Genomic DNA, 17575 nt, shown 5'->3' with positions numbered 1-17575 from the left:
TCATTCAGACTTTACAAAAGACTATTAATATAGTGTTAGTCAATTAAACTTACCTTTGTAAAGGAGGGCCTGTATTGGGGGGAGCTAAGATGTGAACAAAGTTTTACTTGTAGAGGACGATGTTCAAATACAAGAGTTAGTTCAGTTTAGTTTAGAAAAAGAGGGATTTGTTGTTTTGATCGCCTCTGATGGCGAGCAGGGATTAGATCTTGCCAAAAGAGAAAAGCCCGACCTTATAATTCTTGACCTAACGCTACCTATCATTGATGGTTATGATGTGTGTAAAATATTACGGGCCCAAAAGGAAACTGCAGGCATTCCAATCATCATTTTAAGTGCCCGTACCGATGTAGCGGACAAAGTAATCGGGCTTGAGTTAGGAGCTGACGATTACCTAACAAAACCTTTTAGTCCTAGAGAATTATCTGCCAGAATTAAGGCGAGGCTTAGAGAAGGGCAACGGAAAAATGAATTATCAAACGGTCCTTTGAGATGGGGGTCCTTAGAGATAGTTCAAGAAAGTTACATTGCTACAATTGCAGCTAAACCGCTAAATTTAACAGTGAAAGAATTTGAATTGTTGGTACTTTTCGTAGCTAATCCTTACCAAGTATTTAGCCGTGAATACCTAATTCAGAAGGTCTGGGGCTACCTTTCCAGCACTGATAGTAGAACCCTTGATGTGCATATTAGTCATTTGCGCAATAAGTTAAAGGCTTTAGGACCAGTCCTGGATTCAGTCAGGGGAGTGGGGTACCTTTTTGCTCGCCGAGAATAAAAAATGAAGTTTTAACTTAAACTTTACATTGATTTCATTAAGACTTTACAAACTTCCAGTATAATCAATTTGGGCTGAAGGAAATTTAAGGAGGAAATAAAATTGTTTAAAACAAAATCAAAAATTGCTCTTGTTGGTACGACTTTAGTTGCTTTAATGGTCCTGGTCGGATGTGGACAAACAGCTGCTCCATCGACTCCAACCCCAACTCCAAGTGCTGCAACAACGATTGATAAGAAAACTATTTCTGCCGCAGGTTCAACAGCTCTCCAGCCACTCGTTAAATTAGCTGCCGATGAATTCATGGCTAAAAATGCTGGTGTGCAAGTAAACATTAGCGGCGGCGGATCGATGACTGGTCTAAACAATGTGGCAAGTGGTGCTATTGAAATTGGAAACTCTGACGTTCTTGCACCGGATGAACTGAAAAGTCAAGGATTGGTCGATCACGAAGTTTGCGTAGCTCCTTTCATACTTATTGCTAACAAAGATGTCACCATTGACAACTTGACCAAAGCTCAAGCTGCGGACATATTTACCGGAAAAATTACCAACTGGAAAGATGTTGGTGGTCAAGATGAAAAGATATCAATCATCGGTCGTGCAGCCTCTTCCGGTACACGTCTGAATGTAGAAAAAATCGTAATGGACGGCCAAAAAATGACTGACGCTGCCGCCGCTCAAGATTCTACAGGTAACTTACTCACAGGTGTTGGTCAAACCCCTGGGGCAATAGGCTATATTGATGCTGCCTACTTAAAAGATACCGTCAAGGCTCTAAAATTCAATGGCGTAGCATACAGTGCGGACGCTGTAACTAGTGGACAATATCCCATCTATTGCTATGAGCATATGTATACTAAAGGGGAAGCAACGGGTACGGTAAAACTCTTCTTAGACTATATTAGCAGCCCGGAATTCCAAGATCAAAACGTTGAAAAGACTGGTTTCATCCCATCCACCAAGATGAAAAAGTAATTTGGTCCCTAGCAGGTTTTGTGAAGTCTAAGCTAAATAACGATCCCATCATTTGTAACATATAGACTAAAATAGGAGCAAGGTTATTCCTTGCTTCTATTTTAGTCTAGTCAGGAAAGTATTACTTATCGTTTCATATTTTATATCTCGCCATCACTGCGCCTTGCCATCCTGCAAGAAGGGCTAATACGTGCGAAGACAGTGTCTTCGGGCGGCGCTCTAACCACGAACGGTCCTGTTCGAGTCATGGCTTTACAGGGACACACTCGGCCATTCATGGCCAGCGGTCCCTTCTCGCCATCACGGCGAATTTAACCTAAACTTTACACTCTCTTAATTTTTAGTTTACACAAATAGAGTAGACTATAACAAGCAAAGTGATTTCAATCCGAAAACCGTAAAAGTAGCTTATCTATGATTTAAGGAAAAAATTATTAAAACGTCTGGGGGTGTAACAGTTTGCCTCACAGTAAGTCCAAGGTGTATTTTAATGACCGTCTGTCCCGATATTTATTTATTAGTAGCGCGGTTTTGGTCTCTTTGATTATCCTTTGTATCATATGGTTTGTTGGAATGCAGGGTTTATCCACCTTTCGACAAGTAAGTGTGCTGGAGTTTTTTACAAGCAGCAAATGGCAACCCGACTCCAACCAATTCGGTGCCCTCACATTTATCGCCGGATCGATTGGGACAACTTTAATCGCCATTTTGCTTGGAGGGCCACTGGGGCTGGCTGGAGCTATCTTTTTGGCCGAAATTGCTCCACCATGGGTAAGGACGTTTATGCGTCCTGCTACCGATCTTTTTGCAGGGATCCCTTCAGTTGTTTACGGATATGTCGGGCTGACGGTCGTTGTTGGCTTCATTAGAAGGTCCACCAACTCTTCTACGGGTTATGGTGTATTGGCAGCTGGAATCGTTCTTTCAATTATGATTTTACCAACGGTTATCAGTCTTTCAGAAGATGCCCTACGCTCCCTGCCAAAAACCTATAAAGAAGCTTCCGTTGCTTTAGGGGCAACTCGTTGGCAGACAATCTATCGGGTTCTAATACCTGCAGCTTCGCCAGGAATATTAACGGCCGTTATATTAGCGATGGCTAGGGCTATTGGCGAGACAATGGCGGTGCAAATGGTCATTGGAAATTCTCCACGTTTCCCTAGTTCCTTAGTAATTCCTACATCAACTTTAACCAGTGACATAGTTATGGAAATGGGGAATACTCCTTTTGGCTCGACTTGGAACAATGCGCTATTTTTGATGTCCTTCATTTTGCTATTCATTGCTTTAGGTTTGATCATTCTTGTTCGAACGGCAGTGAGAAAGGGGGCGGCCCGTTGAAAGCTCGCCAAACTGACCGTTTTGCCAGCACTATGCTGTGGTTAGTAGCCATAGTCATTGTAGCTTTATTAATAGCGTTTCTTGTTTATATTTTAGGACGAGGTCTACCTTATTTGACCCCTGATTTCTTCAATGGTCCAGAAGGAGTGCGAGGCCAATTATTCAACTCCTTTTATCTGCTGGCCCTTTCCTTAGCCTTCTCTTTGCCCGTGGGGTTGGGTGCCGGAATTTATTTAGCTGAATATGCCCCCCAAAATAAATTAACCGACCTTATTCGTTTGAGCACAGAGAGTCTTGCCACCGTTCCGTCAATAGTTTTTGGTCTCTTTGGCATGATTATTTTTGTCAATAAGCTAGGTTTGGGATTCACAATCTTAGGAGGATCTGCCACTTTGGCGTTACTCAATCTACCGATCTTAGTGCGCGTAACTGAAGAGTCTCTGCGAACGGTACCTAAAAGTTATCGCGAGGCCAGCTTAGCCTTAGGGGCTACAATGTGGCAAACTTTACGTAAAGTAATACTGCCGACTGCTCTACCGGGGCTCATTACAGGAGTTACTCTGGTCGCAGGCAGGGCTTTGGGTGAGACAGCTATTTTAATTTTTACAGCTGGGATGAATGTTTCCCGTAAATTGTTTGATATTAATCCCTTAGCTGCTGGAGAAACTTTGGCTGTGCATTTATTTGCCGCTAAGTCAAATCCGTTACCGGGGACAAATGCTGACCAAATTGCAGATGGGACCGCTGCACTGCTTATCATTATGGTCATCATCTTTAACATTTGTTTAACACTACCCAGCCGTTGGCTGCAACACCGACTCCTTGGGAAAGATAAGGAGTAGGAGTAAGAGGAATTAAGTGCGTTATAAGGAGAAATTGAAATGGATAAGATCGTGGTCAGTAACCTCGACCTTTTTTATGGTGAACAACAGGCCTTAAGTAACATAAGCTTGGCAATGGCCGAGAAAAGCGTGACTGCTCTGATTGGGCCATCTGGATGCGGCAAGTCCACATTTCTGAGGACGCTCAATCGGATGCAAGATTTAAATCCTAATGTAAAGATCTTAGGCCAAGTCCGGATTGATGGACAGGATATCTATGCCTCTGACACGGATGTTGTGTTGTTGCGCAAAAGGGTAGGTATGGTTTTCCAACACCCAAATCCCTTTCCTAAATCTGTTTTCGAAAATGTTGCTTACGGTCCTCGGATTCACGGTGAAGCGGATAAGAAAAAACTTAACGAAATAGTAGAGGCTAGTCTTAATGGTGCTGCGTTATGGAATGAAGTCAAAGATCGCTTACACAAATCAGCGCTGGGACTGTCAGGTGGGCAGCAACAACGGCTCTGTATTGCTCGGCTATTGGCGGTAGAACCTGAGATTCTGTTAATGGATGAACCCACATCAGCACTCGATCCCATTTCTACTATGAAGATTGAAGAGCTTATTGTGGAGTTAAAAAATAAATACACAATCATTATTGTTACGCATAACATGCATCAAGCGTCGCGAGTATCTGATCGAACGGCATTTTTCTTAAACGGTGATTTAATCGAAGAAGATGTCACAAGTCTCCTATTTACCCGACCTGCCAGGAAAAAAACGGAAGATTATATATCCGGTCGCTTCGGCTAAGGCGCTTTTACTTTCCTTAGGGTTATTGTATTTTTTGATAGAGAGGAGGGTTAGAGATGCCGACTCGCCAGAAATTTGATAACGATCTGGATGAACTGCGGTTAAATATATTGGATCTAGGGAAGATGGTAGACCAACGGATTGGTCTTGCCATCCAGTCATTAATCAACCAGGATATGGAATTAGCTAACACCATCGTTGTAGGGGATTTAGCCGTCAATGATCTACAAGCAAGTATTGAAGAAAAATGTATTCTTCTAATCGCTACGCAGCAACCCTTTGCTTTGGATTTACGCAAGCTTGTAGCAGGTTTTAAAATCTCCATTTATTTAGAAAGAATGGGCGATTTAGCTGTCGACCTGGCAAAGTTAACCATCAGAATAGGTCGAGAACAATTGATTAAACCTTTAGTTGACATTCCCCGGATGAGTGTCTTGGTTCAAGAAATGATCGATCTTGGGCTCAAAGCATATGTACAGGAAGATTGTAAAGCAGCAGCAGAAATGTCCATGATGGATGATGAAATTGATAAGATTTATTCTCATGTCTTTGGAGAACTACGGGTCATAATGATGGCCGATCCCCAAAAGGTAACTCAAGCTAATTACATAATCTTTGCATGTCGTTTTCTGGAGCGCATGGGAGACTATTGTACAAATATCGCTGAAGAGATCGTATATCTTGTAACTGGAAAGAGAGTGGATCTAAACGAATAGGATAAGAAACCTAAGATTACTTGGACTGGCTAAATGCCAGTTCTTTTTGTACTAGGCGGAAAGTATAAATTTTCGTTCATGTCAGGATTTAATAACTGTGATTCAAGCCACACTACATGAAGCGAATTATTGTTACACTATCTCTAGTTGTCGAAATGAAAATTTCAAATTGCTGGGGGAATTGATATGCAACAAACGGGATTTCAGCTTGAACATTGTCGTCCCAATTGTCCGAAGGCAGCGCGTGATTGGCACAATCTTTATGATGAACTGGAGATAAAACTAACTGAATTGAACTTGCTTCAAATTCTTCAAGATAAGTTTCGCCCTGTTCTTAACCACCATCTCCCGAAGGTTTGTTTGGCCGGTTGCCCCAATGGATGTTCTCAACCGAATATCAAAGATTTTGGCATATCAGGATATGTAACTCCTCGGATTACTGATGCTCAGTGTTCAGTGTGCAAAGCCTGTGAACGCACATGTTTAGAAGAAGCCATTACTTGCCAGCCGAACGGGATAACTATTGACAATACCCGTTGTATTTCCTGTGGAGATTGTCTCAGAGTGTGTCCTTCTGGAACGTTGATCCCTGGAGAAAGCGGTTGGAGCTTGCGTTTGGGAGGACGAGTGGGGCGACACCCTCAATTTGCAAAATTCGCTGGACAAGTTCCGACAGACGAAGAAGTGGTAACCTGGATTTCCGATATCATGAGTGGCTATATCAAGGATGCAGGTCCACAAGAAAGATTAACGCACTACCTTAATGATAATAAGATTAGTCTAGTGTCGAGCGTGAACGGGAAGAGCGCTCATGAATCCAGCGGCGAAGAATTTCAGGATCAAAGACAGTGATGTTCTTTTTCTTAATATCAATAATTTTTAATTCCTTTAATTCTCCCAAGATGCGACTAACAGACTCACGAGCAAGACTGCACATCCCGGCAAGCTCTGTCGCGGATAGGGGAATCGTTATTAAAACTCCGTTCAATGAGGGTTGGCCATGGACATGGGCTAAAGCAAACAGCTTGGCACCTAAGCGCAGACGGGCATCTCCCAGCGAAAGATTTTTAATTTGCCGATAGGAACGGCGCAAGTCTAAAGCGAGTTCGCGGTAGAAAACCCAGAGAATGGCTGGATTGCCTTCTATAAAACGAATAAAGGTTTGGAGATCAATGGTTAATACTTCTGCATCTTCGATGCAAAGCGCAGCATGCGGATATGGTTTTCCGTCTAAAATTACTTCTGGGAAAAAAACTGGAGGACTAAGTACACGAATAATCTTCTCTGAAAACTCACTCATTAAATACAGCCGAACTCGACCAGAGATCAGAAAATAAACCGTATTTCCTTCCTCACCCGAGAAATAAAGGTATTGTTTAGGCGTATAATGACGAATTCGGCCATGCGCTAGGCAGAAATCTATGAACTCAGGTGGCATATTACCTGAAAAAAATTTACGGGTTAACATTTCTCGAATTTGATGATCTTTTGCCACATTATCCCTCCATATTAGATTATTTCCAGTGAAAAGGTATCATTCTTCGCTACGAGCGGGAAGATTTATTTAATTATAGCATGCAAGTTGAGAGTGAGCGTAATTCCAAAATGTTAGTTTGAGATTGAACTGAAAATGAAGACTAAACTGAAGAAATTAGTAGAATATGATTTTCAGAAGCGGGAAAAACTATTTTTAGGTTAGTTCACTATATTCTGACCTGAAAGGAAGGATATATATGGGCGCCCACAAGAAAGTTTCACGACCAAAGGACCCAGCCACCAAAAGTGACCCGCATTATACAGAGTTTGATACACACAAAGAGCGAAATATTCAAAAATCGTTACCCTGGACAACTCGGTAAAATAAGAGGAGTGTGCTAAAAAAAGCCAAATAGCACACTCCTCTTTATTTGTTTTGAATTAGATAATTCTTTGAAATATTCCGATTTTTATTATCCACTGTGCACAACAATTGACGGTTCAGGAAGGAGTCGCCACTTTTTTTGTCGAATAAAATATTATAATATTAAAATTACGGGAGGTTGGCCAATGTTACTGGAGGGACAAACCATCTCGATTACCCTTGATGAGATTCTCGACAATACGAATAACGCAATCATTGCCGTCGATCCACAGGGCCGAATTATTTATGCTAATCGCGCCGTTTATAATATATTGAAAATCCCCGACCGGGATCTAGTAGGGCAGTCAGTTTCTACGGTTATCCCAGGAACCGGGTTGCTTCGAGTTTTTGAAAACGGAATTGCTGAGTTAGGCCAGAAGTTTACATTTAATAATAGCATCTTATTAAGCAGTCGCACCCCAATTTATGTGCATGGTGAATTAGTTGGAGCTGCGGCTGTATTCCAAGATATCACAATTCTCCAAAATCTTCTTGACAATTTGGTTATCGAGCATGAGAAGACTAAAGAACTACAACGCATCCTCGAGGTCGTCATCAATACGGCTTACGATGGACTTATCGTGGTTAATAAAGAAAGAATTATTACGATGACGAATGAGGCCTTTGCAAGCTTTTTCCTGCAATCCCCTGAGGATATGGTTGGTAAACCCATTACCGAGATCTACGACAACCCTAAATTTACAGAAGTTCTGGAAACGGGCAAACCTGTGCATGGATATATTCATGATTTAAACGGACACGAAATTATCGCTAGTAGAATCCCGATTATCCAGGATGGAGAGATCGTGGGGGCTTTCGGAAAAGTTGTCTTCAAAGATGTTAACGAACTCTACGCCTTAACGAAAAAAGTTGATTCCTTACGATCCGAACTGGACTACTATAAAAAAACTATGTTAGAGAAAAATTGTTCTGCCCTGCAACTCTTAAAAGGGAAAAACCCCTTAATGATCGCGTTAGTTCAAACCGCTCTTCGCGTTGCTAAATCAGGGTCTAATGTGCTCTTAAGAGGAGAAAGCGGGACTGGAAAAGAATTGTTTGCTCAACTGCTTCATACGGAAAGTTCTCGCAGTAAAGGTCCCTTCATTAAGGTAAACTGCGCGGCAGTACCTGAAAACCTGCTCGAATCTGAATTGTTTGGTTATGAAGAAGGAGCATTTACTGGAGCCCGTAAAGGGGGCAAGTTGGGGAAATTTGAACTTGCGGATAAGGGCACCCTATTTCTTGACGAAATTGGGGACATGGAGATGGCCATGCAAGCCAAGCTATTGCGTGTTCTGCAGGATCGGGAAATTGAACGCTTAGGAAGCAGTAAGCCACGGAAAGTAGACGTGCGCTTGGTTGCCGCGACCAATCGTGACCTTGAAGCTATGATTCGCGACAAGCAATTCCGCGAGGATCTTTATTATCGCTTAAACGTTGTCACGTTTACCATTCCTCCTTTACGGGAAAGGATGGATGATCTCGAGGCTCTGATCGAAACATTTATTAAGAAATTCAACCTCCAATTTGCGCAATCTGTCACGGGAATAACGACAGAGACGAAAAATGTTCTTATGAAACATCGCTGGCCAGGTAATATTCGAGAACTTGAAAATATTATTGAGAGGGCCTTTAACATGCTTGACGGCTCAGAAATTCAGCTTAAACATCTGCCAAATTACCTGCAAATCTTAGATGGGCGCGAAGCACGCCCTTTTGCCGGCGGTTCCTTGGAGGCTATTCTCAGTGGGGTCGAAAAAGAGGCACTCATTTATGCCCTGGATACAGCGAACGGGAATAAAGTTCAAGCCGCTAAAACCTTAGGCTTATCTCGGGCAGGTTTATACAAGAAGCTTATAAAGCATCAATTACATTAAACAATCTTCAATATTAGACAAAATACCTAATAATTTTTTGTCGATATAAAGGTTAAAAACTGATTACGATCAAGAAACGTGTCAACCGATGGAAGCATGTCTCCATTCGTTGACACGTTTCTTGATGTCGGGACCCTGAAGCGGATTGCGAGTACTAATGACTAAAAAGTGTAAACAAATGTGAACATTTAAAACAGTTCGGCATTTTATTGATTGGTGCGCGAAAAGAGCCATATCCCTTGGTATAAGTGAAAGTTGAAAATTTTGAATCTAATGAATAGTCATTGGCACGGGAATTGCATTATAAATTCATTAGATTACGAAACTACTGATTTAACCTGTAACTCGTAATAAAAATAAGGAGGAGTAAGCGTGAAGACAATCATGGTCATTGGAGCTGGACAAATGGGCGGAGGAATCGCTCAAGTTGCTGCTCAAGCGGGCTACTCTGTCATTTTAAATGACATTAAAGATGAATTTGTAAATCGGGGTTTTGGCATCATTGATAAGAACCTCAGCCGTAGTGTCGAAAAAGGTAAGCTTAAGGCGGAGGACAAAGAACTCATTTTAGGACGTATTACCAAATCAACCTCCTTACAAGATGCTGCATCGGCTGACTTGGTCATTGAAGCTGCTGTGGAAAATATAGCGATTAAGTCTCAAGTTTTCTCGCAACTTGATGTAATTTGCCCAGAACATACGATTCTCGCCACGAATACATCATCCTTGCCGATTACTGAAATTGGCGCGTTTACTAAACGGCCGGACAAAGTCATTGGGATGCACTTCTTTAATCCTGTACCAGTAATGAAGCTCGTTGAAATTATCAGAGGTTTAGCCACCAGTGACGAAGTGTATAAAGCGATCGAAGAGCTCAGTGTCAAATTAGACAAAACACCGGTGGAAGTCAACGACAACCCTGGATTTGTGGTGAACCGGGTCTTAATCCCCATGATCAACGAAGCGGTTTACACTTTAGCTGAGGGAGTTGCCACAACACCTGAAGCTGTTGATAATGCTATGAAATTAGGATGCAATCATCCGATGGGACCTCTGGCCTTAGGTGATTTAATTGGTCTAGATACAGTTCTCTCAATTATGGAAGTTCTCCATGAAGGCTTAGGAGATAAATATCGCCCTTGCCCATTACTGCGCAAATATGTTAAAGCAGGTTGGCTGGGACGTAAATCTGGCCGAGGTTTCTATAATTACGCTAAGTAAAGAAAGTAACAATTTGGTTTCCCTCTCTTTCGGAGATGAAAATAAGACGTTCTTATGAAAGGGATTGTGAAATAGAGGAGGAGACAGCGTGGAATATACCAATCTTTTATTAGAAAAGAACGGTGCTGTCGCCGTTCTGACCATCAATCGTCCCAAAGCCTTAAACGCCCTAAACAGTGACACATTGGCGGAACTGTCCACCGTGCTCGATGAGCTGGGGAGGGATTCCAGTGTCAAAGCAGTAATCCTTACAGGAAGCGGAGAAAAGGCCTTTGTCGCAGGAGCAGACATTTCTCAGATGAAGGACTTCAATGCTTTGGAAGGTCGGCAATTTGCTCAATTGGGTCAGGCAACCTTCCGCAAACTTGAACTATTGCCTCAACCAGTGATCGCGGCAATCAATGGCTTTGCCTTAGGCGGCGGGTGCGAATTAGCAATGGCTTGCGATATTCGTATAGCGGGTGAAAATGCAAAGTTTGGTCAGCCTGAAGTGACACTTGGACTAACTGCCGGATTTGGAGGAACCCAGCGTTTACCTCGTCTAGTCGGTACAGGATTAGCCAGTGAGTTGCTTTTTACAGGCGATATCATTGATGTTCAAGAAGCTTATCGGATTGGGTTAGTTAACCATGTCTATCCTGTAGACACACTTATGGAAGAAGCTCAAAAGTTGGCGAAGAGAATTGCAGGAAGAGCACCTGCAGCTGTTCAGCTCAGTAAAAGTGCCATTCAGCGGGGCGTTAATATGGATTTGGATAGTGCCCAAGCCTTTGAAGCAGATGCTTTTGGTTTAACCTTTAGTACCCAGGATCAAACCGAGGGTTGCACGGCCTTTGTGGAAAAACGCAAACCAGCATTCCAAGGTAAATAAGATCTTAATGTTAAATTAATTAATCTAAAAAAATTAAATTGTAGAGTTGAAAGGATTGATTATTAATGAATTTCGAATTAACTGAAGAACATAAAATGATGCGTAAAATGGTTCGCGATTTTGCTGAGAAAGAGTGCAAACCAGGCTTAGAAGAGCGTGACGAGAATGAAGAATTTTCTATGGATCTTTACAGACAAGCGGCTGACCTCGGCTTAGCTGGAATCACATTCCCTGAAGAATACGGCGGTATTGGTGCAGACTATATTTCCTATGCTATCGCTGTCGAAGAACTTTCCCGTGTCGATGCTTCCATGGGAGTAACCATTTCCGCTCATTCCAGTTTAGGTGCTAACCCTATCAACATGTTTGGTACTGAAGAGCAAAAGAAAAAATTCTTAACCCCCTTAGCAACCGGTGAAAAACTTGGAGCTTTTGGCTTGACAGAACCCATGGCTGGATCCGATGCTTCAGGAACAAGAACAACAGCTGTTAAGGATGGAGATTCCTACATCTTAAACGGCAGCAAAATTTTTATCACCAACGGATACTATGCTGATATCTATGTGGTTACAGCTCAAATGGATAAGAGCAAAGGTAATAAAGGAATTGCTGCATTTATTCTAGAAAAAGGAACACCGGGTTTCTCCTTCGGTAAAAAAGAGAAAAAAATGGGGATTAAGTCTTCAGCCACTTATGAATTAGTATTCGAAGATTGCAGAATTCCCGCTGAAAACTTGCTTGGTAAAGAAGGACAAGGCTTTAAAGTCGCTATGCAAACACTTGATTATGGCCGTATCGGTATCGCTTCTCAAGCTTTAGGTATTGCCCAAGGCGCTTATGAAGCAGCTCTTAATTATACTAAAGAAAGAGAACAGTTCGGAAAACCCATTTCTACGCTCCAAAACACTCAATTTAAATTAGCTGATATGGCTATGCAAATTGAAGCAGCCCGTCTCCTCGTTTATCAATCAGCTTTTATTGCCTCGCAGCATACTCAACCGGTTAGTAAATTCTCTGCTATGGCTAAATGTTTTGCTTCCGACACTGCGATGGATGTAACCACTATGGCAGTTCAACTCTTCGGTGGTTATGGATATACCCGTGAGTATCCGGTTGAACGGATGATGCGTGACGCCAAGATTACCCAAATTTATGAAGGAACTAATGAGATCCAACGCGTAGTTATCGCGGCCCACATCCTTAAATAACTCAGTGCACCAGCAAATTAATATAGATAGTTACCTCTTAGCGAAGCGCCTTTCCAAGGCGCTTTGCTAAATAGGTCCCCTCATTGACCCTTTACCCCAGACTAAGGAGATGGTATCCTCCAATAGTCATTGAATAATTGAATAGCAGAAATAACTTTTGAAGGATGTGTTCAAAAATGAGAGACGTTGTTATAGTAAGTGCAGTACGTACCCCAGTTGGTACCTTTTGTGGTACATTAGGGCAAATGTCAGCAGCTGAGTTAGGTGCAATTGCCATTAAAGAAGCTATGCTCAGAGCAGGTATTACCCCAGATCAGGTGGATGAAGTTATATTAGGCAACGTAATCCAAGCTGGCTTAGGGCAGAATTCCGCTCGTCAAGCGGCAATCAAAGCCGGTATTCCTCAGGAAGTTCCTTCCTGGACGGTTAATAAAGTATGCGGGTCCGGTATCAAATCTGTCGTCTGTGCAGCTCAAGCCATCATCGCTGGGGACGCTGACATTGTTGTAGCGGGTGGGATGGAAAGTATGTCCTTAGCCCCTCATCTTCTTCCTAAAGCACGTACCGGTTATAAAATGGGTAATGGAGTTCTTGTCGATTCCATGATTAACGATGCTTTAACGGATGCCTTCGACAACATTCATATGGGTATAACCGCTGAAAATATTGCCGAGCAGTTTGGCATATCTCGCGAAGAACAAGATAAGTATGCAGTGTCCAGTCAAAATCGTGCGGAAGCGGCTATCAAAGCTGGTAAGTATGATGAGGAAATCGTACCAGTTTCCATCCCCCAACGCAAAGGCGACCCAATCGTTTTCTCCCAGGACGAATTTCCACGTTTTGGCGCAACTTATGAAGGCCTTGCTAAACTAAAAGGTGCATTTAAAAAGGATGGAACAGTCACTGCCGCCAATGCTTCAGGAATTAATGACGGAGCTGCTGCCGTCGTCGTCATGGCGAAAGAGAAAGCTGTAGAACTAGGACTAACTCCTCTTGCAACCATTACTTCATGGGCTTCAGCTGGCGTAGATCCACGAATTATGGGCACTGGCCCTATCCCTGCTAGCCGTAAAGCCTTAGAGAAAGCTGGTCTTAAAATTGAAGATATCGATCTCGTGGAAGCTAACGAAGCATTTGCTTCACAAACATTAAGGGTTGCTAAAGAATTGCAACTTAATATGGAGAAAACGAATGTGAATGGTGGAGCAATTGCCATTGGTCATCCCGTTGGAGCTTCTGGAACACGTATTCTGGTGACCTTGCTCCACGAAATGAAACGCAGGAATGCCCATCGCGGGTTGGCTACGCTATGTATTGGCGGCGGACAGGGTATTGCACTGATTGTAGAACGTTAAATTTATAATTATTGAGAGGCCTGATCACTTTTGAAACAGTTAAAATTTAAAGGGTAGCTCACAATATAATAATTGATCTGATCTAAAACTTGCAAAGCAATCCTTTGCAAGTTTTTCTTCTTTATCGGGAACTATAAAACGGACAAACATTATAATTTTTGTGTGAGCAAACATTTTATAAGCAGGAATTTGTTTATTTGCACAGAATAATGTTTATCATGAGCATTATTTAATGTGTGTCCGGTTATAATTGCCGGATTATTAAGAGGAGGTTACCTAAAATGAGTTTAAAAGTAGCAATTAATGGTTTTGGTAGAATTGGTCGACTTACACTGCGTGCCGCACTAACGCAATCCCTTCCCTTTGAAGTGGTTGCCATCAATGATTTGGGAAGCCCTGATTTATTAGCGCATTTGTTCAAGTACGATTCTGTACACGGGATTCTCCCTAATTCAGTAGAAATTGATGGCCGTACGATGATTATTGATGGCAAACGCATTGAAATTCTAGCTGAAAGAAATCCTCTGGATTTACCTTGGAGTAAACTCGGAGTAGATATCGTAATCGAGTCAACCGGACGCTTTACGAAGCGTGACGCAGCAGCACAACATCTGACTGCAGGCGCCAAGAAAGTTGTCATCTCCGCACCGGCTAAAAATGAAGATATCACGATTGTTATGGGAGTTAACGATGATAAATATGATCCTCTGAAACACCATGTTATTTCCAACGCTTCTTGCACAACAAATTGTCTTGCTCCTGTCGCTAAAGTATTACTTGATGCCTTTGGGATTGAACAAGGGATGATGACAACGACTCATTCAGTAACTAATGACCAACGTATTCTGGACTTGGAACATTCAGATTGGCGTCGATCAAGAGCCGCTTATCAATCCATGATTCCTACGACTACGGGTGCAGCTAAAGCGGTCACTCTTGTCATACCTGAATTAGAAGGCAAAATGAATGGATTAGCTGTCCGAGTTCCAACACCGAATGTTTCATTGGTTGATTTTGTGGCTAATTTAACCAAACCAACATCAAAAGAAGAAGTAAATGCCACTCTTCGCCAAGCGGCAGACGGTAAACTAAAAGGGATTCTTGAGTATTGCGAGTTACCCTTAGTTTCCCACGACTTTAATGGTAACCCTGCCAGTTCTATAGTTGATGCCTTGTCGACCATGATGATGGGAGATCGCATGGTTAAAATCTTGGCATGGTACGATAATGAATGGGGCTATTCCAACCGTATTTTGGATTTACTGAAGCTTATTGTTTCGAAAGGATTGTAGGTTTAGGAGAGGGGATGTACCATGAGAAGGACTAAAATTGTCTGTACGATTGGCCCGGCAAGTGAGTCCAAGGAAAAGGTTCAAGCTCTTCTAGCAGCGGGTATGGATGTAGCTCGCTTAAATTTTTCACACGGAACCCATGAGGAACATGGTCGTAGAATGGCTGTTTTGAAAGAGGAAGCTGCCAAAGTTGGTAAGCATTTGGGAATTCTTCTGGACACCAAAGGGCCGGAAGTACGTACGGGAATAGTTCCCGAAGCAGGCATTACGCTTGAAAATGGTTCTGAATTCACTTTGGACACAAATCTGGGAATGGGAGACCTACAACGGGTTGGAATCACGTATGCTGATTTATGGAAACAAGTGAGCCTAGGTACCCATATTCTCATCGATGATGGTCAAATTGATTTAGAAGTAATCTCTGTGGACAGCGAAATTATTCGAACTATCATTAGAAATGGTGGAGTTCTTAAATCGCAAAAAGGGGTTAATGTTCCTGGCGCGCTCATTGACTTACCCGCTGTCACAGAAAAAGATATTGACGATATTCGATTTGGTATTTCTCAAGGCATTGATTTTATCGCTGCTTCCTTTACCCGTAAGGCCTTAGATGTTCTGGCTGTACGCAAGGTTATTGAAGAAATGGGAGCCGATGTGCACATTATTGCCAAGATTGAAAGCCAAGAAGGGCTGACAAACTTAGACGCAATCCTGGATGTCGCTGATGGACTGATGGTAGCACGTGGAGATCTGGGGGTGGAAATTCCGGTAGAAGAAGTTCCGATCAATCAGAAGGACATGATTCGGAAGTGCAATTTATTGGGCAAACCAGTCATTGTTGCTACTCAGATGTTGGACTCGATGATCCGCCAACCTCGGCCTACCCGAGCAGAAGCCAGTGATGTTGCCAACGCCATTATGGATGGTACGGATGCCATTATGTTGTCGGGAGAAACGGCTGCAGGTCTATTTCCAGTAGAAGCGGTAGTCATGATGGATAAAATAGCCAAAAGAACAGAACAGACCTCCATGGTTAATCAAGCTAACCGCCACCCGCAACGTAATGTTGCAGAGGCTATCTGCTTTGCAAGCTATACAATAGCTAAAGATCTCGAAGCTGCTGCTATTATTACACCCACGCATTCGGGTTTGACTTCGCGTATGATCTCCAAGTATCGACCGTGTGCTTTGATCGTAGCCGCAACACCGTTTGCTACGACAGCAAGGAAATTATCCTTGCAATGGGGTATTCAACCTCTTGTAGTCCCGGAAAGTTCAGGAACTGACCAAATGTTATCAGTTGCTGTGAATACATCCTTAACTAAAAGCTATATCCATGCTGGAGATGTGGTGGTCATCACAGCAGGTGTCCCAATCGGCAGGGTAGGTTCTACGAATATGATTAAAGTCCAAATCATGGGAAATATCTTGGCCAAAGGGATGGGAATTGGCCGAAAGTCCTATTCGGGTTGCGCACGCAAGGTCCATTTACCGGAGAAGGACGTTTTTAATGATGGAGATATTTTGATTGCGGAGGCAACCGATGCGAGATTTGTGCCCCTTATTGCCCGAGCTGGAGCAGTAGTTGTCGAAGAGGGCGGTTTGACATCCCATGCAGCTATTGCCGCTTTGCAATATGGAATTCCAGCGATTGTCGGTGCGCCCGAGGCCTTTTCTAAGATCACTAATGGTCAAACATTGACGGTTGATGCCTTGGGCGGCGTGATGTATGAGGGTTCTGTCAGTATTCTCTAAAGAAGAAAAGGAGGGAGATCGTGAGTTCTGAAAGGCAGGATGAGATTCATTTCTTACTCCAAGAACATAGAAACTTAACCGTAATTGAATTAGCGCAGCGGTTTAAAGTATCTGAAATGACAATCCGTCGAGATCTCAAGAATCTTGCCGCGTTGGGTTTAATTCAACGGGAACACGGACGAGCGATTTACCCTCCTGTACCCATGGATACGTTACTAATGATGAAAATGGGAGAGGCTGAACGGGAAAAGGCAAGAATCGGTCAATTGGCGGCAACTTTGATCTCAGAAGGGGATTCCATTATTTTAGATGCAGGGACTACAACCTTGGCAGTTGCGCAAGCTCTGAACACAAAATGTAACGTGATTACTAATTCTTTGCCTATTGCCAGTGTTCTTGGTAATCGAGAAGGAATTACCTTATTGATGACCGGGGGAGAAGTTCGAAGCGGAACTTTCGCCCTGGTCGGCCCAATGACACGAGCCGCTTTCCATGGCTTCAATGCCGACAAGTTGTTTCTGGGTGCCACAGGGGTAAACATTGAACGCGGATTGTCTACGGCTAATATGTTAGAATCTGAAGTTAAACAAGCTATGCTCAATGTAGCTAATGTGGTTATTCTTGTTGCCCATAGCGCTAAGATTGGGCA

At 42.8% G+C, this 17575-nt stretch carries 16 protein-coding genes; 15 read left to right on the top strand and 1 reads right to left on the bottom strand.

Annotated elements, in window-relative coordinates; translation table 11 throughout:
• Positions 1–91 precede the first annotated feature (91 nt).
• The 7 genes from DOT_RS06255 (at position 92) to DOT_RS28435 (ending at position 6299) form a co-directional block, all read left to right on the top strand.
• Positions 92–778: a response regulator transcription factor gene (locus tag DOT_RS06255; RefSeq protein WP_009615638.1), complete on the top strand. Its 687-nt coding sequence runs from the start codon at positions 92–94 to the stop codon at positions 776–778.
• A 102-nt stretch (positions 779–880) separates the two neighbouring features.
• A complete protein-coding gene (locus DOT_RS06250) occupies positions 881–1756 on the top strand; it encodes a phosphate ABC transporter substrate-binding protein (protein ID WP_009615637.1) in 876 nt (291 codons plus the stop codon).
• A 459-nt stretch (positions 1757–2215) separates the two neighbouring features.
• Positions 2216–3097, top strand: a complete 882-nt coding sequence (gene pstC, locus DOT_RS06245; protein WP_009615636.1) for a phosphate ABC transporter permease subunit PstC — start codon at positions 2216–2218, stop codon at positions 3095–3097.
• Positions 3094–3939 carry a phosphate ABC transporter permease PstA gene (gene pstA / locus DOT_RS06240; RefSeq protein WP_009615635.1) on the top strand — a complete coding sequence of 282 codons (846 nt, stop codon included), beginning with the start codon at positions 3094–3096 and terminating at the stop codon, positions 3937–3939. The genes pstC and pstA overlap by 4 nt, the downstream gene beginning before the upstream one ends.
• Before the next feature lie 39 nt (positions 3940–3978).
• Positions 3979–4731 carry a phosphate ABC transporter ATP-binding protein PstB gene (pstB, locus tag DOT_RS06235; protein WP_009615634.1) on the top strand — a complete coding sequence of 251 codons (753 nt, stop codon included), beginning with the start codon at positions 3979–3981 and terminating at the stop codon, positions 4729–4731.
• Between the two features lie 56 nt (positions 4732–4787).
• A complete protein-coding gene (gene phoU / locus DOT_RS06230) occupies positions 4788–5447 on the top strand; it encodes a phosphate signaling complex protein PhoU (protein WP_009615633.1) in 660 nt (219 codons plus the stop codon).
• 186 nt (positions 5448–5633) lie between these two features.
• Entirely contained in the window at positions 5634–6299 is a 666-nt protein-coding gene (locus tag DOT_RS28435) for a 4Fe-4S binding protein (RefSeq protein WP_083823982.1), read from the top strand.
• Here DOT_RS28435 and DOT_RS06225 read toward each other — a convergent pair.
• The gene (locus DOT_RS06225) at positions 6223–6942 is read right to left on the bottom strand and encodes a Crp/Fnr family transcriptional regulator (RefSeq protein ID WP_242833780.1); all 720 of its coding nucleotides are present in this window, start codon (positions 6940–6942) and stop codon (positions 6223–6225) included. The two genes, DOT_RS28435 and DOT_RS06225, sit on opposite strands and share 77 nt — an antisense overlap.
• Positions 6943–7493: 551 nt before the next feature.
• On the opposite strand from DOT_RS06225, the gene DOT_RS06220 reads away from it, so the two are divergent.
• From DOT_RS06220 to DOT_RS06185, 8 genes are all read left to right on the top strand, one after another.
• Complete coding sequence (locus tag DOT_RS06220; RefSeq protein ID WP_009615629.1) at positions 7494–9224, top strand: sigma-54-dependent Fis family transcriptional regulator; 1731 nt, start codon at positions 7494–7496, stop codon at positions 9222–9224.
• A 372-nt stretch (positions 9225–9596) separates the two neighbouring features.
• Positions 9597–10445 carry a 3-hydroxybutyryl-CoA dehydrogenase gene (locus DOT_RS06215; protein ID WP_009615628.1) on the top strand — a complete coding sequence of 283 codons (849 nt, stop codon included), beginning with the start codon at positions 9597–9599 and terminating at the stop codon, positions 10443–10445.
• Positions 10446–10533: 88 nt separating this feature from the next.
• Positions 10534–11316, top strand: coding sequence for a short-chain-enoyl-CoA hydratase (locus DOT_RS06210; RefSeq protein WP_009615627.1), 783 nt, complete (start codon positions 10534–10536; stop codon positions 11314–11316).
• 65 nt (positions 11317–11381) lie between these two features.
• Positions 11382–12524, top strand: a complete 1143-nt coding sequence (locus tag DOT_RS06205) for an acyl-CoA dehydrogenase (protein ID WP_009615626.1) — start codon at positions 11382–11384, stop codon at positions 12522–12524.
• A 176-nt stretch (positions 12525–12700) separates the two neighbouring features.
• Positions 12701–13879, top strand: coding sequence for an acetyl-CoA C-acetyltransferase (locus tag DOT_RS06200; RefSeq protein WP_009615625.1), 1179 nt, complete (start codon positions 12701–12703; stop codon positions 13877–13879).
• A 281-nt stretch (positions 13880–14160) separates the two neighbouring features.
• The gene (gene gap, locus DOT_RS06195) at positions 14161–15171 is read left to right on the top strand and encodes a type I glyceraldehyde-3-phosphate dehydrogenase (RefSeq protein WP_009615623.1); all 1011 of its coding nucleotides are present in this window, start codon (positions 14161–14163) and stop codon (positions 15169–15171) included.
• A 21-nt stretch (positions 15172–15192) separates the two neighbouring features.
• Positions 15193–16926 (top strand): pyruvate kinase, encoded by a 1734-nt coding sequence (gene pyk / locus DOT_RS06190; RefSeq protein WP_009615622.1) that lies wholly within the window; start codon positions 15193–15195, stop codon positions 16924–16926.
• Between the two features lie 20 nt (positions 16927–16946).
• On the top strand, positions 16947–17575 hold a 629-nt coding region (locus DOT_RS06185; RefSeq protein ID WP_009615621.1), incomplete at its 3' end, for a DeoR/GlpR family DNA-binding transcription regulator.

It is taken from the genome of Desulfosporosinus sp. OT (genome assembly GCF_000224515.1).
Lineage (GTDB): Bacteria > Bacillota > Desulfitobacteriia > Desulfitobacteriales > Desulfitobacteriaceae > Desulfosporosinus.
This window is presented reverse-complemented; position numbering and strand designations above follow the sequence as displayed.

Coding starts and splice junctions, on each gene's coding strand:
- pstB (WP_009615634.1), top strand. CDS start 3,979: ATGGATAAGATCGTGGTCAGTAACCTCGACCTTTTTTATGGTGAACAA.
- phoU (WP_009615633.1), top strand. CDS start 4,788: ATGCCGACTCGCCAGAAATTTGATAACGATCTGGATGAACTGCGGTTA.
- DOT_RS28435 (WP_083823982.1), top strand. CDS start 5,634: ATGCAACAAACGGGATTTCAGCTTGAACATTGTCGTCCCAATTGTCCG.
- DOT_RS06220 (WP_009615629.1), top strand. CDS start 7,494: ATGTTACTGGAGGGACAAACCATCTCGATTACCCTTGATGAGATTCTC.
- DOT_RS06205 (WP_009615626.1), top strand. CDS start 11,382: ATGAATTTCGAATTAACTGAAGAACATAAAATGATGCGTAAAATGGTT.
- DOT_RS06200 (WP_009615625.1), top strand. CDS start 12,701: ATGAGAGACGTTGTTATAGTAAGTGCAGTACGTACCCCAGTTGGTACC.
- gap (WP_009615623.1), top strand. CDS start 14,161: ATGAGTTTAAAAGTAGCAATTAATGGTTTTGGTAGAATTGGTCGACTT.
- pyk (WP_009615622.1), top strand. CDS start 15,193: ATGAGAAGGACTAAAATTGTCTGTACGATTGGCCCGGCAAGTGAGTCC.